This window comes from Streptomyces sp. 8L (genome assembly GCF_020176795.1).
In the GTDB taxonomy this organism is placed as follows: domain Bacteria; phylum Actinomycetota; class Actinomycetes; order Streptomycetales; family Streptomycetaceae; genus Streptomyces.
Map to the genome: position 1 here is coordinate 18,127 of NZ_JAIUKE010000034.1, position 24,091 is coordinate 42,217.

Below are 24,091 nucleotides of genomic sequence, written 5' to 3' on the forward strand. Positions count from 1 at the left end.
TGGCCCCCCCACCCCACCCCCCCCCCCCCGCGGGCCCCGCCCCCCCCCCGGGGGGGCCCCGGGGGCGGGGGGGGGGGGGGGCGGGGGCGCCCCCCCCCCCCCCCCCCCCCCCCCCCGCCCCCCCCCACGGCCGTCAGTTGAGCATCGCCCGGGCGGCGCGCGCCCGGTGGCGGATCGCCCGCGCCGTCGCGGGCTCCACGGCCGCCACCACGTCCGCGTACGCGTCGAGCTCCGCCGCGCCGCGCAGGAAGTCGCCGCGCTCCACCAGCAGCCGCCCGTGTTCGTACCGCAGTCGCGCCGGGCGCGAGGGCAGCAGCATCGAAAGCTCCAGCGCCCACAGCGCGACGTCGCCGCGCTCCGGCCGCCCCGCCGCCCACGCCCGGATGTTGTTCAGGACGCGCGCGACCACGTCGAGCGGGCTCACGGGCAGCAGCATCTCCCGGCGCAGCGCCTGCCCCGCGGTCACCGCGACGAGCGCCGCGGCGTCCCCGACCGACAGCGGCGCGCCCCCGGCGAACGGGTCCGCGAGCACCGGCCGTTCAGGGGTGCCGAACCCGACGACGAAGTGGCCGGGCAGCGCCACGCCGTACACGGGGGCGCCCGCCCGCCGCGCCACCTCGCTCCACACCACCGACAGCAGGATCGGCAGGCCGCGCCCGCGCCTGAGCACCTCGGGCAGCAGGGACGACTCCAGCCGCGCGTAGTCGGCCGCCACCCCGTGGAAGCCGTACCGCCCGCCCAGCAGGTCCGCCACCGCGCGGGCCCAGCCCTCCGCGTCGTGCGGGCCGAACGGCAGCAGCCCCGCGAGCCGGTCCAGCTCCGCCTGGCCCGCGTCCACCGCGTCCTCGCCCATCGCCCGGTCGGCCTCGGCGCCGATCAGCAGGCACAGCACGGCGAGGTCGGGCCGCTCCGCGCGCGCCTCCTCGGCGAACCTGCCGCGTCGTTCGTCCTTCTCGTACGGTTTCCCCACCGCTCCCACGGTCCTTCCGGCCCTCGGCCCTCGCCGGTCCCACGGCCTCGCGGCCCGGGGCCCTCCCGCCCGCCGCCGTCCCCGCCGGGGCGTGTCTACGCCGGACGGAAGTACCGGTAGCCGTGGTGCGGGGCGAACCCCATGCCCGTGTACAACGCGCGGGCCCCCGTGTTGTCGTCCTCGACCTGGAGCCATCCGGCCGAGGCGCCCTCGTCCAGCGCCCGGCGCGTGAGTGCGGCCATCACGGCGCGCGCGAGCCCCTTGCGCCGGTGCGCGGGGGCGACCTCCACCGCCATGAAGCCGGCCCAGCGCCCGTCCACCACACAGCGGCCGATCGCCGCGGGGCCCTCGTCCCCCGCGGAGGCGCCGGCGGCCGGCACCGTCGCGAACCAGGTCGAAGGGCCGCTCCGCAGCACCTCCAGCATGTGCGGGGCCACGGCGCCGCCCGCGCGGTGATAGCGGCTCAGCCACTCCTCGTCCGGGTCGCGCGCCAGCCGCACCCGCGCTGTGCCGGTGCCGCCGTCCGTGCCGGTGCCGTCCTCCGCGCCGGTGGCCAGGTCGCCGACCGGCGCGAGCGCGCCCGTCCAGACCTCGGCGGACGCCTCGGGCCGCCAGCCCAGCGCCGCCAGCTCCCCGCCGAGCCGCTCCTGGCCGTCCGCCGACTCCGTCTCCAGCTGCACGTACGGGGTCAGCCCGCGCGCCTCGTACCACCGGCGCACCCGGTCCGCCGCCTCGGGCAGCGACACGCCGGGGTCGCCGGCCGGCAGCGCGGAGTTGGCGCGCCGGGTGAAGCCGCCCGCGGCGCGCAGCAGCCAGCCGCCGAGCGGCTCGGACTCCACGGGCTGCCAGGCGCGTGCCACCACGCCGATCAGCTCCGCGCGCGTCGCAGCGGGGCCCCGGCGACGGGCCGGCGCGTCGGGCACGACCTTGCCGGCCACCACCGAGGACTCCTGGAGCGTCACCGTCTCACCGTTCCTCCGTGTGATGAGCATCACTCCGTCGTTCCATGATGTGAGAATCCCGACCGTGTCGGTGAATGTCCCTGACCCGTCCGACGCTCCGGTGAGCCGTCTGACTGATACACGTTTGCCCACATCGGTGGGGCCGATCCGGACCTCAAGACGTCCGCCGCCGGTGATTTCCACAGCTCTGCAAGCCCCTCCTGTTCGGATCGTGCCCAGGAACGGAGATACTAGATGCGGGCATCGACGACGCCGCGCTCCCGCGCGCCCGTGGACGGAGCCGCAGATCGGCCCGCCGCGCCCTATGGAGGAGGAACGACAGCGTGACCTACGTCATCGCGCAGCCTTGTGTCGACGTGAAGGACAAGGCGTGCATCGAGGAGTGCCCGGTCGACTGCATCTACGAGGGCTCACGGTCCTTGTACATCCACCCGGACGAATGCGTCGACTGTGGTGCCTGTGAGCCGGTCTGCCCGGTCGAGGCGATCTTCTACGAGGACGACACCCCGGACGAGTGGAAGGACTACTACAAGGCCAATGTGGAGTTCTTCGACGAGCTCGGTTCCCCCGGTGGCGCCTCGAAGCTCGGCCTGATCGAGCGGGACCACCCCCTCGTCGCCGCTCTGCCGCCGCAGAACGGCTGACCTTCGCGCCCCGGCCCCGCAGGGTCGGCGCGGGGGGGCACCGGCGTGTTCGCGTCCGCTCCCGCGTTCGGCGGCGGAGGGCGGAGCCCGTACGAGAGAGTAAGTGAGCACCGTGCCCGCACTGTCGCAGTCCCTGCCGGTCTTTCCGTGGGACAGGCTGAAGCCGTACGACGAGACCGCCCGGGCGCACCCGGACGGCATCGTGGACCTGTCCATCGGCACGCCGGTCGACCCGGTTCCCGCGCTCGTGCGGCGCGCGCTGGCCGACGCGGCGGACTCGCCCGGCTATCCGACGGTCTGGGGCACCGAGGCCCTGCGGGACGCGCTCACCGGCTGGGCGGAGCGCAGGCTCGGCGCCCGGGGCCTCACTCACCGCAACGTGCTGCCGGTCGTCGGCTCCAAGGAACTCGTCGCCTGGGCGCCGGTGCAGCTCGCGCTCGGCACGGGCGACCGCGTCGGCTACCCGCGCCTCGCCTACCCGACGTACGAGGTGGGCGCGCGCCTCGCCGGCGCGGGCCTCGCCCCGTACGACGACCCGACGCTGCTGGACCCCGAGGGCCTGAGGCTGCTGTGGCTCAACTCGCCGTCCAACCCCACCGGCCGGGTGATCCCCAAGGACGAGCTGGCGCGGATCGTCGCGTGGGCGCGCGAGCACGGCGTCGTGGTCTTGAGTGACGAGTGCTACCTGGAGCTCGGCTGGGAGGGCCCCGAACCCGTCTCGGTGCTCCACCCCGACGTCTGCGGCGGTTCGTACGAGGGCCTCGTCGCGGTCCACTCGCTGTCCAAGCGGTCGAACCTCGCGGGCTACCGCGCCGCCTTCCTGGTGGGCGACGAGAACGTGCTCGGCGAGCTGCTCCAGGTGCGCAAGCACGGCGGGATGATGGTGCCTTCGCCCATCCAGGCCGCGACCGTCGCCGCGCTCGGCGACGACGGGCACGTGGCGGAGCAGCGGGAGCGGTATGCGGCCCGGCGCGAGCCGCTGCGCGCCGCCCTCGAGGCCAACGGCTTCCGCGTCGATCACAGCGACGCCGGGCTCTACCTCTGGTCGACGCGCGAGGAGGACTGCTGGGACACCGTCGGACACCTCGCAGAGCGCGGCATCCTGGTGGCGCCCGGCGAGTTCTACGGTGAGGCCGGCGCCCGCCACGTACGGGTCGCGCTGACGGCGACGGACGAGCGGATCGGGGCGGCGGTCAAGCGCCTCGGAGGCTGAGAGCCGCCGGAACGTGGCGGGGGGGGGGGGGGGGGGGGGGGCGGGCGGCGGGGGGGGCCGGGGGGGCCCCCCCCCCCCGCCCCCGGGGCGGGGGGGGGGCCGGGGGCGGGGGGGGTGCGGGGCGGCCGCGCGCCCCCCCCCCCCCCCCCCCCCGCCCCCCGGGGGGCCCCGGGCCCCCCCCCCCCCCCCCCCCCCCCCCCCCTGGGCGGTCTCGGCCGCCCCGCCGTTCCCGGCGGGGCCGGTCCCGCGGTCGCCCCGGTCGTTTCGGCCGTGTGGGTCCCGCGGCCGTGTTGGACCTGGGGGCCCGGTCAGGCCCTTCAGCCGCCCAGCGGCAGGTTCGGCAGCTGGTTGTTCTGCGCGGTGTCGCCGACGACCGTGCCCAGGCTTCCCGCGGCGTCGCCCGCGGCCTTCTGCGCGGCGGGCGCCACCGTCCTGCCCGTGGAACCGACGGTCCTGCCGGCGGCCGGGATGGCCGTACCGACGACGTGCGCACCGGTCTGGCCGGCCATGTCGGTGGTCGAACGGGCGGCGTGGTCCACGGTGTTGCCGACGCCCGCGCCGTCGAGCGAGCTGACCGCTCCCAGGTCGGCGGCCCCCGGCAGCGACGCGGCGTTGGCGGCGCCCGCGACGACGACAGGGGTCGCCGCGCCTGCGGCGACGAGCAGTGCGGCGCGGGCGATGCGGCGGGTCAGGGGGAGGGACATGATGCTCCTTCGACGGGATGAGCGGTGCCCGGGGGCCAGGCCGGTCGGCTTGGTCCATTCGTGTCGGGCGCCGGTCGGACGCCGTGACAACTCCCTGAGGGGCGGCGGAGGTTGCGGAGCGACAACGTAAAGAATTGTTAATGCGTCGTATTGTCGGTGTCCGGCGAAAGCGGGCAAACGGGAGCCCCGGTGCGAGGCCGGCGAACCGTCACCCCCCAGACGCCCCAAGCGGAATCGGGGTCATGAACCGACAGTCGGACGATCGTCGGGAAAGTGCCGCGAGCACCTGCCCCGCCTCCACCGCCAGGGTGACCGGCCGAACTACGGTGCGATGCTGATCCTGACCTCGGACGTGGACGACTTGTCCGACTCGTCGGACTTCTTCCCTGGCCGCTGCCACCCCGCCCCCGCGTCCGCGGCGCTCCACACCCGGCCCGCGTAGGCCACCTGGTCGATATGGAGCGTGCCCGCCCGTGCCACCGCCCAGTGCGCGAGCTCCCAGCCGCGCTGCGCGGCGGTCGTGCCCGCCGTCCCGCCGTGCCCGCCGCCGGGCGCCGCGCGGACCGGCACGGAGATGACGGCGGGCCGCGCCTTGACGGTCTTCGCGTGGGTCGCGCCGGAGGCAGACAGCTCCGTCGTGCCGGAGGCGCTCGCGGGGACCGAGCCGTGCTTCGTGTCCGTCCCCGAGCCCGCGGGCAGCACCTTCGGGCCGAACGCCGCCGTCAGCGCCGTACGCACCGTCCGCGGATCGCCCGGCGCGTGGTCGAACGGCGCGGGGCAGCTCAGCACCGCGGGCGCGAGCCCGGTGAACGCCGCGGCCAGCAGCGTCGCATCCGGCTCGTGCTTCGCGTACGCCTCGGGGAAACCGCTGCGCTGGACCTGCTGCGCGGCGACCGTCAGTGGCAGCCGCTCGTAACCGGGGATCTTCGCCAGGCGCTTGTAGAACTGCGTCGAGGCGTACACCGGGTCGAGGACCTGCTGCTGTGTTCCCCAGCCGGCGGACGGGCGCTGCTGGAACAGGCCGAGCGAGTCCCGGTCCCCGTCGTGCAGGTTGTGCAGCCCTGATTCCTGTATGGCGGTCGCGAGCGCGATGGTGACGGCCCGCTCCGGCATGCCGCGGGTGACGCCGACCGCCGAGATCGTCGCGGCGTTGGACGCCTGGTCGGGCGTCAGTTCGTAGGTGGCCCTCGCGCCGCCGCCGGCGGTACCGGCCGCCCGGACGCTGCACTTCGTGGGGTGCGGGCCACCGGTCAGGTACTGCACGCCGATGTACGAGGCGACGGTGAGTAGGGCGGCGAAGGCTGCCGCGAAACGCAGGAAGCGGCCCCTGCGGGAGCGTGTGACGGTCTCTGACACGCGCTCACCGTACTGGAGTGTGGAGCCCTCGCACCCCGCCTGTGGACAGACTGTGCCCGGAGCCCGTGCCCAGCGGAACAGACCACCGCGAAGGCCGCGAAAAGGCCCCGCCCACCGACGGCTTCGGGGCACGGCCGACCGGACGTTAGTGTCACCTCCATGTCCGACAAGCTCGACCTCACCCTCGACGCCGCCACGCTCACCGCCCGCCTCGTCGACCTCCCCTCCGTCAGCGGAACGGAGGGCCCCCTCGCCGACGCCGTCGAGCAGGCGCTCCGTACGCTCCCGCACCTCACCGTCGACCGGCACGGCAACAACGTCGTCGCCCGCACCCGGCTCGGGCGCCCTGAGCGCGTGGTGCTCGCCGGACACCTCGACACCGTCCCGATCGCGGGCAACGTGCCGTCGCGGCTCGACGAGGACGGGGTGCTGTGGGGCTGCGGCACCACCGACATGAAGTCAGGGGTGGCCGTACAGCTGCGGATCGCGGCGACCGTGCCGGAGCCCAACCGCGACCTGACGTTCGTCTTCTACGACAACGAGGAGGTCGCCGGGCACCTCAACGGTCTCGGGCACGTCGTCGACGCCCACCCCGACTGGCTGGCCGGCGACTTCGCCGTCCTCCTCGAACCCTCCGACGCGCAGGTCGAGGGCGGCTGCCAGGGCACCCTCCGGGTCGAGCTGGCCACGGCGGGGGAGCGCGCCCACTCCGGGCGCTCCTGGATGGGCTCCAACGCCGTCCACGCCGCCGCGCCGATCCTCGCCCGCCTCGCCGCGTACGAGCCGCGCAGGCCGGTCATCGACGGCCTTGAGTACCACGAGGGCCTCAACGCCGTACGGATCGAGGGCGGCGTCGCGAACAACGTGATCCCCGACGCCTGCACCGTGACGGTCAACTACCGCTACGCGCCCGACCGCGGCCCCGACGAGGCCGTCGCCCACGTACGCGAGGTGTTCGCCGACTGCGGCGTCGCGTCCTTCACGGTGACCGACCACTCGGGCGCCGCGCTGCCCGGCCTCTCGCACCCGGCCGCCGCCGCGTTCATGGCGGCCGTCGGCGGGACGGCACAGCCCAAGTTCGGCTGGACCGACGTGTCGCGCTTCGGCGAGCTCGGCGTGCCCGCGGTGAACTACGGACCCGGAAACGCGCTCCTCGCGCACAAGGCCGACGAGCGGGTCGCTGTGGAGCGCATCACGCACTGTGAGGAGCGGCTGCGCGGCTGGCTCACGTCCTGACCGCCGTACGGCCTCTGACCTGCGCCGTACCGACGGCCGGAATTTCGCTGTTCGTCATGTCCGTACCTCTAGGCTGGCGGGGGAATACAAAAGAGCAGGAAAAGTCCTGGACCCCAGGCGCCCGGCCCACGAGCCGCCGGCGCCCCGCGCCCCGGACACGGGGAGGACCGCGCCGCGTACGCGCGGGGGCACACCGGGACACGCAGCGGAGACGAGGAACACGGCATTACGAGGTTCATCAACAGAACAGGGCATTTCGGCACCAGAGAGGAGCGGCGCATGGGCGACCCCGAGGGATCGAGGAGGCCGGGGGAGCAGCGGCTCGGACCGGTGGTCCTGCGCGGCCGGCAGGTACAGGCCGGCACCACCGACCAGCGGCTGCTCGACACGGCGGGCGACTCCGAATGGGTGCACACCGACCCGTGGCGGGTCATGCGCATCCAGTCCGAGTTCGTCGAGGGCTTCGGCGCCCTCGCGGAGCTGCCGAGCGCGATCAGCGTCTTCGGTTCGGCCCGCACACCGGTCGACTCCCCGGACTACGACGCGGGCGTACGCATCGGCAAGGCGCTCGTCGAGGCCGGGTTCGCCGTGATCACGGGCGGGGGACCCGGCGCCATGGAAGCGGCCAACCGGGGCGCGAAGGAGGCCGGCGGCGTATCCGTGGGCCTCGGCATCGAGCTGCCCTTCGAACAGGGGCTCAACCCCTATGTCGACATGGGCATCAACTTCCGCTACTTCTTCGTCCGCAAGACGATGTTCGTGAAGTACGCGCAGGGCTTCGTGGTGCTGCCGGGCGGCCTCGGCACCATGGACGAGCTGTTCGAGGCGCTCACCCTGGTCCAGACCCGCAAGGTGACCCGGTTCCCGATCGTGCTGTTCGGCACGGAGTACTGGGGCGGCCTCGTCGACTGGCTGCGGGGGACGGTGGTCGCCCAGGGCAAGGCGGCGGAGAAGGACCTGCTGCTGTTCCACGTCACGGACGACGTGGAGGAGGCCGTGGCCCTCGTCAGCAAGGAAGCGGGCACGGAGCGCGTCTGAGGCCTTCCCGGCCCCCGCCGGCGGCATCGACCGGTACGCGCGGATCGCCCCAGGAGCCCGCCCAGGGACCTGGGGCGTCGTACGTTGCCGCTCCGGGGCTCCGCCGTCCCGGTCGCTCAGGCGAGGCCGCGCCGGGCGACCGCCGGGGGGCGGTGGCCCGCGATGGACGCCACCATGTCCAGCACCTGCCGGGTCTCCGCGACCTCGTGGACCCGGTAGACGCGGGCCCCCAGCCACGCCGAGACGGCCGTCGTCGCGAGCGTGCCGATGAGCCGCTCCTTGACCGGACGGTCCAGCGTCTCGCCCACGAAGTCCTTGTTCGACAGGGACACCAGCACCGGCCAGCCGGTCGCGGTCATCTCCGGCAGCCTGCGCGTCGCCTCCAGCGAGTGCCGGGTGTTCTTGCCGAAGTCGTGGCCCGGGTCGATCAGGATGCCGTCCCGCCGTACGCCCAGGTCGCGGGCGCGCTCCGCGAGGCCGGCCGTGACCCGCAGGATGTCCGCCATCACATCGTCGTACGCGACCCTGTGCGGCCGGGTACGCGGCTGCGCGCCGCCCGCGTGGGTGCACACCAGCCCCACGTCCCGGCGGGCGGCCACCTCCGCGAGATCCGGGTCCACCCCGCCCCAGGCGTCGTTCAGCAGGTCGGCGCCCTCCGCGCACACGGCGTCGGCGACCTCGTGCCGCCAGGTGTCCACACTGATCACCACATCGGGGTGGCGCGAGCGGACCGCCGCGACGAAGCCCACCGTGCGGCGGATCTCCTCCTCCACGGTGACCTCCTCGCCGGGTCCCGCCTTCACCCCGCCGATGTCCACGATCGCCGCGCCCTCGTCCACGGCGCGCGCGACGCGGTCGAGGGCCGGCTTGTCCTGGAAGGTCGCGCCCTGGTCGTAGAACGAGTCCGGCGTCCGGTTCACGATCGCCATGACCACCGGCTCGTGCTCCCCGAATTCCCGCCGCCCAAGCCGCAGAGTCCCGCCGCTCATCCCTCGTACCCGTCCCCTCTCGCCCACCGGTCGCGGGCTCCGGCCAACGACCTTACGGGGCCGGTGGCGTCCCGGTTGTCAGTGGCTCGTGGCACGATCGGAGCGACGTAGTTCGGCGTTCGGCTTCGGCACCCGGGGAGAAGCACGTGTTCTGGTTCTTGCTCATCGCGATGGTCGTGGTGATCGGCGCGGTGACGATGGCTGTCCTGGGCGGCGGGGACCGCGCCGTCCTTCCTGAGACGGCGCCCCAGCGCCTCGTCGACCCGCTGCCCGAGACCCGCCCGGTCAGCTCCGCCGACATCGACGCGGTCCGCCTCCCCGTCACCGTGCGCGGCTACCGCATGACGGACGTGGACGACGTGCTCGGCAGGCTCGGCGCGGAACTCGCCGAGCGGGACGCGCGCATCGCCGAGCTGGAGACCGCGCTCGCCGGTGCCCGCGGCGCCGGGCCCGCGGCCCGCTCTTACCACCAGCAGGGCTGGGACCCGCGCGCGTACCCGCCAGGGGCCGAGCCCGGCGGGTACGGGCAGGCGGCGCCGGGCGGCGTGGACGAGGAGGACGGCCGTTGAGCGGGGACTCGGCGGTCGTGGGCCCCGACGGGCTGGCCCGCTGCCCCTGGAGCCTGTCCACCGACGACTACGTCGCCTACCACGACACCGAGTGGGGCCGCCCGGTGCGCGGCGACGACGCCCTGTTCGAGCGGCTCAGCCTGGAGGCGTTCCAGTCCGGCCTTTCGTGGATCACGATCCTGCGCAGGCGCGAGACTTTCCGCGCCGCCTTCGCGCGGTTCCGGATCGCCGAGGTCGCCCGCTTCACCGAGCGGGACCGGGAGCGGCTGCTCGCCGACCCCGGCATCATCCGCAACCGCTCCAAGGTCGACGCCACGATGGCCAATGCCAAGACGCTGGCCGAGTGGGCCCCCGGCGAGCTGACCGACCTCATCTGGTCGTACGCGCCGGACCCGGCGAAGCGCCCGCTGCCGCGCGGCGGGGCGGACATCCCCGCCGTGACGGACGAGTCGACCGCCCTGTCCAAAGCCCTCAAGAAGCGCGGCATCCGCTTCGTCGGGCCGACCACCGCGTACGCGACGATGCAGGCCTGCGGCCTGGTCAACGACCACTTGGCGGACTGCGCCTTTGCGGACGTGACCGCGTCCCGGTAGGCCGTCCGGTGGCGGCCCGCCGGACGGCCCACCGGGACCGCGCGCCGCCCGGCGGGCGTCAGCGGCCCGGCGTCAGCGGCCCAGGTACTCCGGCTTCCGCTTCGCGAGGAAGGCCTCGACGGCGATCGCGTGGTCCTCGGACGAGCCCGCCCGGCTCTGGAGCTCGTCCTCCTTGGCCAGCGCGTCGTCCAGCGAGTGGTCGGTGGCGTACGCGAGCGACTCCTTGATCGAGGCGTAGGCCACGGTCGGGCCCGCGGCCAGCGCGTGTGCCACGGCGGCGGCCTCGCGGGCCAGGTCGGCCGCCGGCACCAGCCGGTTGACCAGGCCGAGCTCGTAGGCCTCCTGCGCCTTCACGGTGCGCGGGAACAGCAGCAGATCGGCGGCGCGGCCCTGGCCGATCATGCGCGGCAGCGTCCACGACAGACCCGAGTCCGCGCTCAGCGCCACCCCGGCGAAGGACGTGTTGAAGCTGGCGGTGTCCGCGACGACGCGGTAGTCCGCGGCGAGCGCGAAGCCCATGCCCGCGCCCGCGGCCACCCCGCTGACCCGCGCCACCACCGGCTTGGGCAGTGTCGTGATGGTGTGCGCGATCGGGTTGTAGTGCTCCCGCACCGTGCTCATGGTGTCGGTGGTGCCCTCGGCGCGGCTGCGGGCGAGCAGTGTGGTGTGCTCCTTGAGGTCCTGGCCCACGCAGAAGGCCCGGTCGCCCGCGGCGGTCAGCAGCACGGCCCGGACGCCCGTGTCCCGCGCCGCTTCCCGCAGGGCGTCCCGCAGCGCCACCTTGGTCGCCACGTCCAGGGCGTTCATCGCCTCCGGGCGGTTGAGGGTGATGGTCGCGAGGCCGTCGCCCACCTCGTACAGCACGGTGTCCGCCATGATCGGGTCCCTTCGGGGTCGTCTCTCCACAGGTCGCGCGCACCAGCATGACGGACGGACAGACGGCCGAAGTGTGCGAGGGCGGCGAAGTATCGCAGGCAGAGCGCCGAAATGGGCCGTTTTGTGTGAGCGCGTTGCGTAAGCGATGCCGACCGATGTTGGTCATCGGGTCGTGGGATGCGGGATAATGCGCAGGAAGCAATGTGTTCGATGCCGGTGACGCAGCGCCTGCCATGGGGCCGCCGGCTGCTACGAGCTGGTTTCAGGAAGGGGAACGAGCATGGCGGCCATGAAGCCGCGGACGGGCGACGGCCCGCTCGAGGTGACCAAGGAGGGGCGGGGCATCGTCATGCGTGTTCCGCTCGAAGGCGGCGGTCGGCTCGTGGTCGAGCTCACGCCCGACGAAGCGGACGCACTCGGCGACGCGTTGAAGAAGGTCGTCGGCTGAGCGGGACGCTCGACGCTCTCCCCTCCAGGGGCCCTCGGTGCGGGGCCTCCAGTGGGGGGTCACCCCGGTCAGACACCGCCGCTGCCCCGGTACGGACGAGCATCATCCGTGCCGGGGCGGTGTGCCGCCCGGGCCCTGGCGGCGCCGGCGGCGCACGGCCCGGACCCCGTACCGCCGGGGGCGCCGCCGCCGCGTGCACACGTACCGAGACGCCGACCCCGCGCGAAGGCGCGACCTGGATGGACGTCCCGCGTCGCTACGCCCCGGTGTGCGGCGCCCTGCGTACCGCGCACAGGAGCCCGTCGCCGACCGGCAGCAGCGACGGGACCAGCTCCTCGCTCTCGCGCACCGCGCGCAGCAGCTCCCGCAGCCTGAGCACCTCGGTGGGTTGCACCGCGGACTCCACCGTGCGGCCGCCCGCGAAGACGCCCTCGAAGCACACGAGGCCGCCGGCCCGCAGCAGGCGCAACGATTCAGCCAGATAGTCCAGGCTCTCCAGCCGGTCGCCGTCGCAGAAGACGATGTCGTACCCGCCGTCCGCGAGTCGCGGCAGCACATCCAGCGCGTGCCCGGGGATGAAGCGGGCCCTGTTGCCGGTGAAGCCCGCCGCGCGGAACGCCTGCCGGGCGAACTGCTGCCTCTCCGGATCGACGTCCACCGTGGTCAGGACGCCGTCGGGGCGCATGCCCCGCAGCAGGTGGATGCCGGAGACACCGGTGCCGGTGCCGATCTCGGCGACGGCCTTCGCGTCCACCGTGGCGGCGAGCAGCCGCAGCGTCGAGCCGGTGCCCGGTGACACCGGGCGGAGTCCACTTTCCCTGGCCCGCTCGCGGGCCCAGCGAAGTGCCTCGTCCTCGGCGACAAAGGCGTCGGCGAACGCCCAGCTCGTCTGCCGGTTGGCGGTAATGGCCCTCTCCTTGTCCCCCGGTGTCGGCCCAACCGTGACTGTATCCGCTGGGCCCGGGAACCCGCTGATGGGACCGGACGTTAAGTGGGGAGTAAGCGCGTGGCCGAGACGACGGCCACCGCGGGCGGGGTCGGAGAGCCGTGGTGAGCCCGGCTCCCAAATTCGCGTAAAGATTCTTATCCGGAGCTAACGGGCGAGGTGGCTATGGTAGGGGCTCTACTGGACACCACCAGAGCCGACAGGGGAGGTGCGGCCGCGACTGTGGATCTCAGGGGAGTGCTCGTGCGCTTCCCCGGGTCGGCAGGTGAGCCGAAATCCGTGACCGACACTGCTGACCGTTCCCGCTCCACCCACTCCGCGGTCACCGCGACCTTCGCCTCCGATGCGGAGTCGCCGGCGTGGACGCCTCCCACCTGGGAGGAGATCGTCAGCACGCACAGCGGACGCGTCTACCGCCTGGCCTACCGCCTCACGGGCAACCAGCACGACGCGGAGGACCTGACCCAGGAGGTCTTCGTCCGGGTCTTCCGCTCCCTGTCCACCTACACGCCCGGCACCTTCGAGGGCTGGCTGCACCGCATCACCACGAACCTCTTCCTCGACATGGTCCGCCGCAAGCAGCGCATCCGCTTCGACGCCCTCGGCGACGACGCGGCGGAGCGCCTCGCGAGCCGCGAGCCCTCGCCCCAGCAGGCCTTCCACGACACCCACTTCGACGCGGACGTGCAGCAGGCGCTCGACACGCTCGCGCCCGAGTTCCGCGCGGCCGTCGTGCTGTGCGACATCGAGGGGCTGTCGTACGAGGAGATCGCCGCGACGCTCGGAGTCAAGCTCGGCACGGTGCGCAGCAGGATTCACCGGGGCCGCTCGCACCTGCGCAAGGCGCTCCAGCACCGTTCTCCCGAGGCACGCGCCGCCGAGCACCGTCCGTTCGTGGGCGTCGCCGGGGTCAGCGTGGCCGGGGAGGGCGGGACGGCGTGAGTGCGACGAGCCCGACACCCTCGGAGCACCATCTGGGTGACCGGCTCGCCGCCCTGGTGGACGGAGAGCTGGGCCATGACGAGCGCGAGCGGGTCCTCGCGCACCTGGCGACGTGTGCCCGGTGCAAGTCCGAGGCGGACTGCCAGCGCCGGCTGAAGACCTTCTTCGCCGAAGTGGCGCCGCCGCCCCCGTCGGAGGGGTTCCTCGCCCGGCTCCAGAGCCTGCCCGCGGGCGGTTCGAAGCCGCCGGGCGACGACGAGGGACAGGGGCCGTTCGGCCGCCGCGGCCTCGGCCACGAGCCCTTCGGGCACGGCGTGTTCGACGCGTCCGACGACATGGGCACGCTCATGGACAGCTTCGGCTACGCGGGGGCGCACGGCGCCTCGGTCTTCCCGGTCCACCGGGCGGGCAGGCCCGAGGCGGAGCGCACCTCGCCCTGGCGCGGCAAGCGCTTCGCGTTCGCCGCCGCGAGCGCGGTCTCCCTCGCCGCGATGGCGCTGGGCGGGGCGCTGCCTCTCGGCGCCTCCCAGGACTCACCGCGGGGCAATGTGATCCCGCTGCGTGCGGCGGGCCAGTCCACGACCGCCGAGGCGGGCCGCAGGAACAGCGGCTTCGGCGGCGGAGGCGGCCTGCTGCCCAGGTCCGGCTCCTCGGCCAGGGTGGTCGCCGCGCCCGGCACGCTCCAGGCGCGGAACCTGCCGGCCCTGTCGGCCCTCTCCGCCCCGGCCGGAGCCTCCGTGCTCTCCGCGCGGGCGTTCGCGGCGCCGTCCTTCGCCACACCCTCGCTTCAGGCCACCCCGTTCCCCGCGTCCGCTTTCCCTACGTCCGCGTTCCCCGCGGACATGGTCAACAGCGCGCCGCCCAGCCCGCTGGCGAGCGCCACGGGCTCGGCACAGGCCATGGGGGCGGACCCGGGCGCCGCGTCCGCCACCGCCGCCCCGACGCCCGGGCAGAGCAGCGGTGCCGCCGCCTCCGGCGCACACGCGGGCACACCGCGGCCTGAGCTGCTCGCGGGGCCCAGCCCCCTGTCCGGCTCCCGCTGACCGGAGCCGTCCCGGACCTGGTTGGTCCCGGACCGGTTGAATCCTCGCCAGGGTGCCCCCGGGGGCGCATGACACTCGCGCACGGAGCCTTCGCGTCCGACACGCCCCGCCCGGAGCCCGTACCCGGGCGGCCGGACGGCGGCGCACGGGCACATCCTGACGAACAACCATGGCGTCGCGCCCGCGGGCGGCGGCGGTGAGACATCGGTCACGTGCACCGGCCGGGCGACCGCCCGACCCTCACCGTTCGCCGCGCGGGCACCGGCCGGACGCTCGGAGTGACGCTCGGCTCCGCCGACGGGATGTGAAGGGGCCGGGGAGGTACCGCGCGGCCAGGGGGTGCGGGTACCGTGTAACGGCCCGGACCTTGACCCCACCGCGGACTCAGGACGGACCCCTGCCCGTCCCCCGCCGGCACGGAGAGCCCAAGGAGCTGCAAGGTGTTCAACGACATTGGTCCTCTGGAGATCCTCGCCCTCGTGATCCTGGCCGTGATCGTCTTCGGTCCGGAGAAGCTGCCGAAGGTCATCCAGGACACCGCGCGGTTCATCCGCAAGGTCCGGGAGTTCTCCGACAACGCCAAGCAGGACATCAGGTCCGAGCTCGGCCCTGAGTTCAAGGACTTCGACTTCGAGGACCTCAACCCGAAGACCTTCGTCCGCAAGCAGCTCCTTGAGAACGACGACTTCAAGGAGATCCGCAGCAGTCTCGACCTGCGCAAGGAGATCTCCGACGTCGCCGACCTGAAGAAGGACTTCGGTGAGGTCAGCGACCTGAAGAAGGAGATGGCCGAGGTCGCCGACGCCGTGCACGGCCGCGACACGGCCGGGGCCGCGCAGGTCGCGGCCGCGAACGGCTCGGGCACCACCGGTTCCACCACCCCCGACCTGCTCAAAAAGCGTCCGGAGACGGGCGGCGACGACCACCCGCCGTTCGACGCGGACGCCACCTGAGCACCGCCTGTCCCGCCCCGCGGGGACGGGATGGCTATCCTCCATCTGTCCGGCAGGCGTGAGTTCCGGACCCTGGGCAGATCGAGGAGGCGGGCCGGACCGATGGAGACGACCAGTCAGGCGGGGACCGACGAGGTTTCCGACAAGGCCGACAAGCCTGAGAGACGGGGCATGGTGGAACCGTCGAGACCGGTCGACGGTTATCTGCGCGCCACCTTCCCCTGGTACGGGCTGGACGCGGCCTACACGGGGCCGCGCTCCCTGATGCAGGCGGTGGCCGCGGCGGACGGCACGGTGCAGCACGGCGCTGTGCGGCACGGCTCGGAGCCGATGATCAGGCCGGAGAACACCGCGGTGTCCCCTGCGGCGTCCGAGGGCGGTGACGAGGGCGCGGAGGACAGAGAGCGCTTCGCCGTGGTCGTCACGGTCGCGGCAAGCCCGGCCAGGACCAGCGGTGACGGTACGGGCCAGCTGGACGCCACGACGGCGTCCTCAGCGGCCTGGCTCGCGGGCTCGGGCCTGCTCTCCTGCACCTGGCCCGGCCAGCTGGACCACACGCTGCGCGACGACTGGCTGAGCCAGCAGACCGAGACGGCGTTCGAGCTTGCGGACGACCTGGAGAGCCCCGAGTGGTCCTCGCTCTCCCTGCCGGTGGACGGCGTGCCCACCCTCTTCCGCTACCGCGAGTCGGAGTACGGCTGGGTGCTGGCGGGCTCGACCGACGGGGTGCACCTGGGCGCCTACGGGCGCGGCATGAGCGCGTACGGCCTCGGGTTCGCGCGGATCGAGGACCTCAGGGCGTACGAGGGCTGATCCACGCCGAAGGGGCGCGCCCGCCGGCCTCCACCGGTCGCACGCGCCCCTTCGCGTTCAGGACTGTCCTTCGCGCCTCGCGGGGCGGCCCGACCGAGCGCGCCGCCTCGTAGGCCCCGCGGTTGCAGGCTCCGGGACTGCAAGCCCCGGGACCGCAGGCCCCGGGACAGCACAAGCCCCAGAACCCCGGGTCCCGGCCGTCGGAGCTCAGAACTTGTTGCGCGGGGTGATACCGAGGGACAGCCCCGACAGGCCGCGCTTGCGTTCGCCCAGCCGCTCCGCGATGCCGCGCAGCGCCTTGCCTGCCGCGGAGTCCGGGTCCGTCAGGACGACCGGGCGGCCCTCGTCGCCGCCCTCCCGCAGCCGTACGTCGATCGGGATGGCGCCCAGCACCGGCACCTCCGCGCCCGTGGTCCGCGTCAGCCCCTCGGCGACGAGCTTGCCGCCGCCGGTGCCGAAGACGTCGAGCATCTCGCCGCAGTGCGGGCAGGGCAGGCCCGACATGTTCTCCACGACGCCCACGATCTTCTGGTGCGTCTGCACCGCGATGGACCCCGCGCGCTCCGCGACCTCGGCCGCGGCCTGCTGAGGCGTCGTCACCACGAGGATCTCCGCGTTCGGCACGAGCTGTGCCACCGAGATCGCGATGTCGCCCGTGCCGGGCGGCAGGTCGAGCAGCAGCACGTCCAGGTCGCCCCAGTACACGTCGGCCAGGAACTGCTGGAGCGCGCGGTGCAGCATCGGCCCGCGCCACACCACCGGCGCGTTGCCCGGTGTGAACATCCCGATCGAGATGACCTTCACGCCGTGCGCCGAGGGCGGCATGATCATGTTCTCGACCTGGGTGGGACGCCCGTCGGCCCCCAGCATGCGCGGCACGCTGTGCCCGTAGATGTCCGCGTCGACGACGCCGACCTTCAGGCCGTCCGCCGCCATGGCCGCCGCCAGGTTCACCGTCACCGACGACTTGCCGACGCCGCCCTTGCCGGAGGCGACCGCGTACACCCGGGTCAGCGATCCCGGCTTCGCGAACGGCACCTCGCGCTCGGCCTGGCCGCCGCGCAGCGACTCCGCCAGCTCACGGCGCTGCTCGTCGCTCATCACGTCCAGCGTGACCGACACCGACGTCACGCCCTCGACGCGGGAGACCGCCTCGGTGACGCCGTTCGTGATGGTGTCCCGCAGCGGGCAGCCAGAGACGGTCAGGTACACGGTCACGGCCACCGCACCGTCGTCCGCGATCTCCACCGATTTGACCATGCCGAGCTCGGTGATCGGCCGGTGGATCTCGGGGTCGTTCACCGTCGAGAGCGCCTCGCGCACCGCGTCTTCCGCGGGGACGGTGGTTCCGTACGTGTCGGTAGCCATACCGAGATGGTACGGCGCCACGCGTCCCTCCTGGAAAGCCCGCAGGCCCGGAGAGACAGGTGTCACGGCCGTCGTCCGGACCGCCAGTCCCGCGCACGGCCCGGGCCACGCCGCGCCGGTCCCGCGCCCGGCCCGGGCCCGCCGAAAGGCGCCCGCGCCCCCCTCAGCCGTCGCGCGGCGCGCCCCGGTGGGCCTCCCCGCCGCGTGGCGCCTCGTCCCCGCCGGGCGCGCGGTGGCCGTCACGGCGTTCGTCCAGCTCCCGCACCAGGTCCTCGAGCTCCGACCTGATCCAGTCCCGGGTCGCGACCTCCCCGAGGCCCATGCGCAGCGCCGCGATCTCCCGCGTCAGGTACTCCGTGTCCGCGATCGACCGCTCGTTCTGCTTGCGTTCCTGCTCCTGGGTGACCCGGTCGCGGTCGTCCTGCCGGTTCTGGGCGAGCAGGATCAGCGGCGCCGCGTACGACGCCTGGAGCGACAGTGTCAGCGTCAGGAAGATGAACGGGTACTCGTCGAAGCGCACGCCCTTCGGCGCCGCGATGTTCCACACCACCCATACGATGATGATCAGCGTCATCCAGACGATGAACCGGCCCGTGCCGAGGAACCGCGCCACCCGCTCCGAGAGCCGCCCGAACGCCTCGGGGTCCCACTGGGGCACCAGCCTGCGGCGCTGCTCGCGCGGCTGGTCGAGCCGCACCCGCCGGCGCCCGCCGTCCTCGCGCCGCTCTCCGGCCCGCGCCCGCCGGCCGTCGTCGCGGCGCAGCGCCGTCGCCCCGTGCGGGCCGGGGCCCTGGCCCTCCCGGCGCTGGTCACTCGTCACGCGCGGCCGCCCCCTCCAGGCCGTGGAACCCGGTCTCCCGCCAGTCGTCGGGCAGCAGGTGGTCGAGCACGTCGTCCACGGTCACCGCCCCGAGCAGCGCCCCGCTCGCGTCCACGACCGCCGCCGAGACCATGTTGTACGCGGCGAGGTGCGCGGTCACGGCGGACAGCGGGGTGTCGGGCGCGAGCGGCGGCAGGTCGCTGTCCACGACCGCGCCGACCATCGTGAACGGCGGCTCGCGCAGCAGCCGCTGGAAGTGGACCGTGCCCAGGTACTTGCCCGTGGGGGTGTCCTCGGGCGACCTGCACACGTACACCTGCGCCGCCAGCGCGGGGGACAGGTCCCGCACCCGTACGCGCGCGAGGGCGTCCGCGACCGTCGCGTCGGGCCGCAGCACGATGGGCTCCGTCGTCATCAGGCCGCCCGCGGTGCGCTCCTCGTACGACAGGAGCCGGCGCACGTCCGCCGCGTCGTGCGGCTGCATCAGCTCCAGGAGGCGCTCCTTCTCCTCCTCCGGCAGCTCGGAGAGCAGGTCGGCGGCGTCGTCGGGGTCCATCGCCTCCAGGACGTCGGCGGCCCGCTCGTCCTTCAACTTGCCGAGGATCTCCACCTGGTCGTCGTCCGGCAGCTCCTCCAGCACGTCCGCGAGCCGGTCGTCGTCCAGGGCGGCGGCCACCTCGGCCCGCCGCTTCGCCGTCAGGTTGTGCAGCACGTTGGCGAGTTCGACCGGGCGGAGCGTCTCGAACGTCGCGACGAGGTTCTCCGCGCCCTGGCCCTCCTCCTCCAGCGAGAAGCCGGTCACGTCCGCCCAGTCGGCGGTGAACGCGTCCCTGCGCCGCCGCAGCGCGCCGCCGCGCTTCCCGGCCCGTACGAAGACCTTCGCGACCTCCCAGTCGCGGCGGGCGGGCAGCTGCTGCACCGCCACGTCCAGGACGGTCACCTCCGCGCCGTCCTCCACCATCCGCACCCGGCGGTCCAGCATCTCGCCGAACACCAGCCGCTCCGTGGCGCGCTGCTCGAAACGGCGCACGTTCAGCACACCGGTCGTGATGATCTGGCCCGACGTGATGTCGGTGACGCGTGTCATCGGCACGAAGATCCGCCGCCTGCTGGCCACCTCGACGACGAGTCCGACGAGGCGGGGCGGCCGGTTGCCGACGCGCAGCATCGCCACGAGGTCCCGCAGCCGCCCGACCGGGTCGCCCTGGGGGTCGAACACGGGCACGCCGGACAGGTGGGACACGAAGATCCGGGGGGCGCCTCCAGCCATGCGCACGCCTCCTCGGTCCCGTGTTCCCGGTCGTGATCAGGCTAGCCGGTGGGCGCCCGGCGTGCTCCGGCGGACGCGGGTACGCTGCGGTCTGCCGCGGGCCCGCGCCCGTCCGCGACGTGCCTCACGGCCAGGACGCGACCGGCCGTAGGACAGCTGAAGGCTCCGTTCCGTTCGAAAGGCCCCGTGTGTCCGTGCCCCGTCCCCGCCGCCGCCCCTTCCGCCGTGCCCGGGCCTGTGTCGCGCTCTGCGCGGGGCTGGCGGCGGCGCTGTCGGGGGGGGGTGACCCCGACGAGGGGACGAACGGGGTGGGGAAGCTCTCGGCGCGGGAGATCGAGGAGAAGGCGCGCACCGCGGTGGACGGTGCCACGGCGGTACGGGTCACCGGCGAGCTCGTGACCCGGGGGCAGACGTACACGCTCGACATGCGGCTGGGGAAGGACGGCGGCTCGGGCTCCGTCACGGCGCGTGGGACGGCGTTCTCGCTGCTGCGGGTGGGCGACTCGCTGTTCCTCAAGGGCTCGGAGGCTTTCTGGAACCAGTCGGACCAGGGCCGGGGGCTGTCCACGAGCCCCGGCGGTTCCGGCGGTTCCGGCGGCGCGATCGCGGACAAGCTGGGCGGCAAGTACGTGCGGGTCCCGGCCGGCGACCCGGCGTACGGGCAACTGCGCGGCTTCACCGACCAGAAGGCGCTCCTCGACGGGCTGCTCACCCTCGGCGGCGAACCGGTCAAGGGCGGTCGGCCCACCGTGCACGGCGTGCCGACCATAGAGGTCAAGGGCGGCGACGACGCGAAAGGCGGCACGCTCGACGTCTCGCTGCGGGGCACGCCGTACCCCGTGCGGCTGGTCCGCGCGGGCGGCGCGGGCACGCTGACGCTCGGTGACTGGGGCAAGGACTTCCCGCTGACCGCGCCGGCGAAGGACCAGACGGTGGACTACGGCAGCAAGATCCCGCGCACCTAGCCGGAGCCCGGAGCCCGGAGCCCGGAGCCCGGAGCTCGGAGCTCGGAGCTCGGAGCTCGGAGCGTGAGGGGCACCAGGCGCCGAGCCGGGTCGGAACACCGTGCCAGGGCCGGGCTCAGCCCTTGCGGCGCCGCCGGAGGCCGAAGGCCGGCGGCAGCGGCCCCCTGGTCGTCGCCGGCGAGGGGACGGGACGGGCCGCGAGCGAGGCGGCGGGCAGGTCCGCGCGCGCGTCGCGCACCGCGAGGCGCAGTACGCGGCACTCGCGCCGCCAGCGCTCCACGGCGGCCTCGCCGTCCGGCGCGTTGAGCCGCTTGCCCTTCAGCTCGGCCACCGCCGCCGTCCACTCCCCGGAGCCGGGCGCGAGCTCGCCGATCTCGGCCGTCCAGGACACGACCCGACCCCGCTTGTCCTTGCTGGGTACGGTCACCTCGGCGCGCGCCCCGTCCGTGAGGCCCGCCGGGAGGGGCTGCTCGCCGGGACCGCCGCCCACGACGTACGCGGCGCCGTCCAGCCACACGTGCCACAGGGGCCGCGCGCGGTCCGTGCCCCGTACCCAGATGAGGCCCGACTTCTTCGTGGCCTCCTCCACCAGGAAGCGGACCACCCGGGACTCCATCCGGGACTCCACCCGCGACTCCGTCAGGGACTCCGCGCCGGGCCCCGGCGACTGGGCCCCCCCCCCGGGCCGCGGCGACTGCGTCATGGCCGCAGCCTACGTCGCGCGCTCACAGCCACCCGTTCTTCTTCAGCGCCCGGTGGATGACCAGGCAGATCGCGATGATCGCGCCCAGCACCATCGGATAGCCGTACTTCCAGTGCAGCTCCGGCATGTGGTCGAAGTTCATGCCGTAGATGCCGCAGACCGCGGTCGGCACGGCGATGATCGCCGCCCAGGACGTGATCTTGCGCATGTCCTCGTTCTGCGCGACGGTCGCCTGCGCGAGGTTCGCCTGGAGGATGGAGTTGAGCAGCTCGTCGAAGCCGATGACCTGCTCCTGCACCCGGACGAGGTGGTCGGCGACGTCGCGGAAGTACTTCTGGATCGCCGGCTCGACCTGCCGCATCGGACGCTCGCTCAGCATCTGCATCGGCCGCAGCAGCGGTGACACGGCACGCTTGAACTCCAGCACCTCCCGCTTGAGCTGGTAGATCCGCTGGGCGTCCGGGCCCCGGTCGCCGGCCTTCTGGCCCTTGGCCGGCTCGGAGAACACGTCGATCTCGACCTCGTCGATGTCGTCCTGCATCGAGTTCGCGACCGCCATGTAGCCGTCCACGACGTGGTCCGCGATCGCGTGCAGGACGGCGGACGGGCCGTGCGCCAGCTGCTCGGGGTCGTCCTCCAGCCGGTGGCGGAGGTTGCGCAGCGAGCCCTTCGCGCCGTGCCGGACCGTGATGACGAAGTCCCGTCCGGTGAAGCACATCACCTCGCCGGTCTCCACCACCTCACTGTTCGCCGTGAGCACGTCGTGGTCCACGTAGTGGATCGTCTTGAAGACCGTGAAGAGGGTGTCGTCGTACGGTTCGAGCTTCGGCCGCTGGTGCGCGTGCACCGCGTCCTCCACGGCCAGCGGGTGGAGCCCGAACTCGGCCGCGATGCCCGCGAACTCCTGCTCGGTCGGCTCGTGCAGCCCGATCCAGGCGAAACCGCCCTCGTCCCGGACCCGCAGCATCGCCTCGTGCGGCGTGGCGCAGGTCTCGGAGCGCACGCGGCGGCCGTCGCGGTAGACGCCGCAGTCGACGACTGCGGTGGAGGCGGACGCGTCGCGCGACGCGTCGTACGTCTTGTCGTACGAGCGATAGGTCCCGGCGTTCCTGCGGAACGAGGGGCGGACAGCTGCGCGGAGGTCACGGATCATCGACATGGCAGGCTCCTTCACGACAGAGACCGTCATGCGACACGTGGCACAGCCCGGAATGGGGGCGTAGCCGCTACGGGACTCTTACGTCCGCAAAGCGGGCGGCACCGGGTGGATCGCGATGACGGAGTGCGCTACCGACAGGTGAAAAACACAAGCTGGGATGATGTGCGCTCATCCGCCGGACGGAAAGCCAGGGAGCGATTGACCGGAGCGGTTCCGTCGTCGCGCGACGTGCCCGGTCAAAGGGGCGAGGCTCAGCTCACAACGCTGTGATGCCGTACGGAGAGCGGCTGGTACTGGCCGGGTGACTTCGATCCACCGCAGCCCCACCTCCTCCGGTCGGTCCCCCGTGGGGGATGACGTACGTGCGTGTCGCGTGCGGGACGGGGCTGGAGAGCCAGGCTTCTGCCTGCTGCCCCGACCGGCGCCTCAGCCTAACAGCTGGGACCAGGCCAATCTTGCGTCATGCCCCATCCTTACGCGATCTATGCTCGCCGGGTGGCAGAAATTCTCCCGCTGGTAGAAGCGCGATTGCGTACGGCACTGGGCGAACCGGACGCGCGCGCCGCCGTCACCTTCGTCGGCGCAGACCGCATCGAGGTGCTCCGCTTCCCGGACGCCGCGAGCGGGCTCGTCCGCTACGCGACGCTCGGCATGTCGGCAGCCCCGATGAGCGACAGCACGTCGATGATCGCCGACCCGGTCGAGGGCCCCCGCGCCGAGCTGCTGCTCTCCCTGCGCGCCGGGCGTGCCCGCACCGACGAGGTGCTGCGCCCGCTCGCCGTACTCGCCGCGTCGCCGCAGGTGGAGGGCGTGGTGGTGGCGCCGGGCGCGTCGCTCGACGTCGGTGGCCCGCTCTGGCCCGACGCGCCGTTCACGTCCGTCCTGGTGGCGGAGGGCGGGGGACTGGTGGCGGACCTGGACCTGTCCGCGCCGATGGAGCCGGTGAGGTTCCTTCCGCTGCTGCCCATGACCGCCAACGAGGCGGCCTGGAAGCGTGCGAGGGGCGCACAGGAGCTCCAGGAGCGCTGGCTGTCGCACGGTACCGACCTGCGTGACCCACTGCGCGGGGCTGTACCACTTGACTGAGACCGCCACGGGCCTCTCGGAGTCAGGTGATCGCCTTGACGCGGGGTCGGCCGGAGAGGACCGTGGGCGGATATGAGGGGCGAACCCAGCTGCCCGAAGTGTGGTGGACGCGTCAGGGCACCAGGCCTCTTCGCCGATTCCTGGCAGTGCGACGTGCACGGTGCGGTGTACCCGTTGCAGGCTGTCGTCCCGCCGAGCGTCGAGGCGCTTGGCGTGGCCGTGAACCGGGCCCGGGTCCCCGTCTGGATGCCCTGGCCCCTCCCCGTCGGCTGGCTGTTCACCGGCGTCACCTACGCGGGCGACGACCGCAGCGGCGGCCGGGCCACCGCCGTCGCGTGCACCGGCCCGGGACCGCTCGGCGGCCCGGGCGAGCTGCTGCTCGTCGCCGAGGAACTGGGCGTGGGGCGCGGCCCCCCCGAACGGGG

The 24,091-nt window shown here is 73.6% G+C and carries 26 protein-coding genes; 14 read left to right on the forward strand and 12 right to left on the reverse strand.

Features of this window, described 5'->3' with window-relative positions:
• Positions 1-133: 133 nt before the first annotated feature.
• Both LCE31_RS04585 and LCE31_RS04590 read right to left on the reverse strand, forming a co-directional pair.
• Positions 134-970, reverse strand: coding sequence for a transglutaminase-like domain-containing protein (locus LCE31_RS04585; protein ID WP_225012659.1), 837 nt, complete (start codon positions 968-970; stop codon positions 134-136).
• A 95-nt stretch (positions 971-1,065) separates the two neighbouring features.
• Positions 1,066-2,115, reverse strand: a complete 1,050-nt coding sequence (locus LCE31_RS04590) for a GNAT family N-acetyltransferase (protein ID WP_225012660.1) — start codon at positions 2,113-2,115, stop codon at positions 1,066-1,068.
• Between the two features lie 140 nt (positions 2,116-2,255).
• Here LCE31_RS04590 and fdxA point away from each other — a divergent pair, with 140 nt between their 5' ends.
• Positions 2,256-2,576, forward strand: a complete 321-nt coding sequence (gene fdxA, locus LCE31_RS04595; RefSeq protein WP_225012661.1) for a ferredoxin — start codon at positions 2,256-2,258, stop codon at positions 2,574-2,576.
• A gap of 103 nt (positions 2,577-2,679) precedes the next feature.
• A complete protein-coding gene (dapC, locus tag LCE31_RS04600; RefSeq protein ID WP_374118405.1) occupies positions 2,680-3,789 on the forward strand; it encodes a succinyldiaminopimelate transaminase in 1,110 nt (369 codons plus the stop codon).
• A gap of 317 nt (positions 3,790-4,106) precedes the next feature.
• Here dapC and LCE31_RS04605 read toward each other — a convergent pair whose 3' ends face one another.
• Both LCE31_RS04605 and LCE31_RS04610 read right to left on the reverse strand, forming a co-directional pair.
• Complete coding sequence (locus tag LCE31_RS04605; protein ID WP_225012662.1) at positions 4,107-4,493, reverse strand: ATP-binding protein; 387 nt, start codon at positions 4,491-4,493, stop codon at positions 4,107-4,109.
• A gap of 321 nt (positions 4,494-4,814) precedes the next feature.
• A complete protein-coding gene (locus LCE31_RS04610) occupies positions 4,815-5,849 on the reverse strand; it encodes a hypothetical protein (RefSeq protein WP_225012663.1) in 1,035 nt (344 codons plus the stop codon).
• A gap of 159 nt (positions 5,850-6,008) precedes the next feature.
• Between LCE31_RS04610 and dapE the strand changes: the two genes are divergently transcribed.
• Together dapE and LCE31_RS04620 are read left to right on the forward strand one after the other, a co-directional pair.
• Entirely contained in the window at positions 6,009-7,085 is a 1,077-nt protein-coding gene (gene dapE / locus LCE31_RS04615) for a succinyl-diaminopimelate desuccinylase (protein ID WP_225012664.1), read from the forward strand.
• 279 nt (positions 7,086-7,364) lie between these two features.
• Positions 7,365-8,123, forward strand: coding sequence for a TIGR00730 family Rossman fold protein (locus LCE31_RS04620; protein ID WP_225012665.1), 759 nt, complete (start codon positions 7,365-7,367; stop codon positions 8,121-8,123).
• 116 nt (positions 8,124-8,239) lie between these two features.
• Here LCE31_RS04620 and folP read toward each other — a convergent pair whose 3' ends face one another.
• Positions 8,240-9,112, reverse strand: a complete 873-nt coding sequence (folP, locus tag LCE31_RS04625) for a dihydropteroate synthase (protein ID WP_225012666.1) — start codon at positions 9,110-9,112, stop codon at positions 8,240-8,242.
• Between the two features lie 146 nt (positions 9,113-9,258).
• On the opposite strand from folP, the gene LCE31_RS04630 reads away from it, so the two are divergent.
• Complete coding sequence (locus LCE31_RS04630; RefSeq protein WP_225012667.1) at positions 9,259-9,681, forward strand: DivIVA domain-containing protein; 423 nt, start codon at positions 9,259-9,261, stop codon at positions 9,679-9,681.
• Positions 9,678-10,274, forward strand: a complete 597-nt coding sequence (locus tag LCE31_RS04635; protein ID WP_308042189.1) for a DNA-3-methyladenine glycosylase I — start codon at positions 9,678-9,680, stop codon at positions 10,272-10,274. Before LCE31_RS04630 ends, LCE31_RS04635 begins: the two co-directional genes overlap by 4 nt.
• A 72-nt stretch (positions 10,275-10,346) precedes the next feature.
• Here the strand turns inward: LCE31_RS04635 and LCE31_RS04640 are convergent, their stop codons facing one another.
• Complete coding sequence (locus LCE31_RS04640) at positions 10,347-11,150, reverse strand: enoyl-CoA hydratase/isomerase family protein (protein WP_225012668.1); 804 nt, start codon at positions 11,148-11,150, stop codon at positions 10,347-10,349.
• A 280-nt stretch (positions 11,151-11,430) separates the two neighbouring features.
• Between LCE31_RS04640 and LCE31_RS04645 the strand changes: the two genes are divergently transcribed.
• Complete coding sequence (locus LCE31_RS04645; protein WP_003966491.1) at positions 11,431-11,598, forward strand: DUF3117 domain-containing protein; 168 nt, start codon at positions 11,431-11,433, stop codon at positions 11,596-11,598.
• A 256-nt stretch (positions 11,599-11,854) separates the two neighbouring features.
• Here LCE31_RS04645 and LCE31_RS04650 read toward each other — a convergent pair whose 3' ends face one another.
• The gene (locus tag LCE31_RS04650) at positions 11,855-12,574 is read right to left on the reverse strand and encodes an O-methyltransferase (RefSeq protein ID WP_225012681.1); all 720 of its coding nucleotides are present in this window, start codon (positions 12,572-12,574) and stop codon (positions 11,855-11,857) included.
• A gap of 135 nt (positions 12,575-12,709) precedes the next feature.
• Between LCE31_RS04650 and sigE the strand changes: the two genes are divergently transcribed.
• From sigE to LCE31_RS04670, 4 genes are all read left to right on the forward strand, one after another.
• Positions 12,710-13,486 carry an RNA polymerase sigma factor SigE gene (gene sigE, locus LCE31_RS04655; protein WP_225012669.1) on the forward strand — a complete coding sequence of 259 codons (777 nt, stop codon included), beginning with the start codon at positions 12,710-12,712 and terminating at the stop codon, positions 13,484-13,486.
• Positions 13,483-14,529 carry an anti-sigma factor family protein gene (locus tag LCE31_RS04660; protein ID WP_225012670.1) on the forward strand — a complete coding sequence of 349 codons (1,047 nt, stop codon included), beginning with the start codon at positions 13,483-13,485 and terminating at the stop codon, positions 14,527-14,529. The genes sigE and LCE31_RS04660 overlap by 4 nt, the downstream gene beginning before the upstream one ends.
• Before the next feature lie 440 nt (positions 14,530-14,969).
• On the forward strand, positions 14,970-15,482 hold the full coding sequence (locus tag LCE31_RS04665) for a sec-independent translocase (RefSeq protein WP_225012671.1): 513 nt from the start codon (positions 14,970-14,972) through the stop codon (positions 15,480-15,482).
• 102 nt (positions 15,483-15,584) lie between these two features.
• Positions 15,585-16,295, forward strand: coding sequence for a hypothetical protein (locus LCE31_RS04670; protein ID WP_225012672.1), 711 nt, complete (start codon positions 15,585-15,587; stop codon positions 16,293-16,295).
• Positions 16,296-16,502: 207 nt separating this feature from the next.
• Here the strand turns inward: LCE31_RS04670 and LCE31_RS04675 are convergent, their stop codons facing one another.
• The 3 genes from LCE31_RS04675 to LCE31_RS04685 all read right to left on the reverse strand — a co-directional run bounded on the left by LCE31_RS04675 (position 16,503) and on the right by LCE31_RS04685 (position 19,753).
• Positions 16,503-17,663 (reverse strand): Mrp/NBP35 family ATP-binding protein, encoded by a 1,161-nt coding sequence (locus LCE31_RS04675; protein ID WP_225012673.1) that lies wholly within the window; start codon positions 17,661-17,663, stop codon positions 16,503-16,505.
• A gap of 163 nt (positions 17,664-17,826) precedes the next feature.
• Positions 17,827-18,426, reverse strand: a complete 600-nt coding sequence (locus LCE31_RS04680; protein WP_263631430.1) for a DUF1003 domain-containing protein — start codon at positions 18,424-18,426, stop codon at positions 17,827-17,829.
• Between the two features lie 46 nt (positions 18,427-18,472).
• Positions 18,473-19,753: a magnesium transporter MgtE N-terminal domain-containing protein gene (locus LCE31_RS04685; RefSeq protein WP_225012674.1), complete on the reverse strand. Its 1,281-nt coding sequence runs from the start codon at positions 19,751-19,753 to the stop codon at positions 18,473-18,475.
• Between the two features lie 188 nt (positions 19,754-19,941).
• Between LCE31_RS04685 and LCE31_RS04690 the strand changes: the two genes are divergently transcribed.
• Positions 19,942-20,718, forward strand: a complete 777-nt coding sequence (locus LCE31_RS04690) for a hypothetical protein (protein WP_374118406.1) — start codon at positions 19,942-19,944, stop codon at positions 20,716-20,718.
• 115 nt (positions 20,719-20,833) lie between these two features.
• Here the strand turns inward: LCE31_RS04690 and LCE31_RS04695 are convergent, their stop codons facing one another.
• Together LCE31_RS04695 and LCE31_RS04700 are read right to left on the reverse strand one after the other, a co-directional pair.
• Entirely contained in the window at positions 20,834-21,334 is a 501-nt protein-coding gene (locus tag LCE31_RS04695) for a hypothetical protein (RefSeq protein WP_225012683.1), read from the reverse strand.
• A 109-nt stretch (positions 21,335-21,443) separates the two neighbouring features.
• The gene (locus LCE31_RS04700) at positions 21,444-22,580 is read right to left on the reverse strand and encodes a magnesium and cobalt transport protein CorA (RefSeq protein WP_225012676.1); all 1,137 of its coding nucleotides are present in this window, start codon (positions 22,578-22,580) and stop codon (positions 21,444-21,446) included.
• Between the two features lie 495 nt (positions 22,581-23,075).
• Between LCE31_RS04700 and LCE31_RS04705 the strand changes: the two genes are divergently transcribed.
• A complete protein-coding gene (locus LCE31_RS04705; RefSeq protein WP_225012677.1) occupies positions 23,076-23,666 on the forward strand; it encodes a suppressor of fused domain protein in 591 nt (196 codons plus the stop codon).
• A gap of 72 nt (positions 23,667-23,738) precedes the next feature.
• The coding region (locus LCE31_RS04710; RefSeq protein ID WP_374118407.1) for a DUF6758 family protein at positions 23,739-24,091 on the forward strand (353 nt) is incomplete at its 3' end.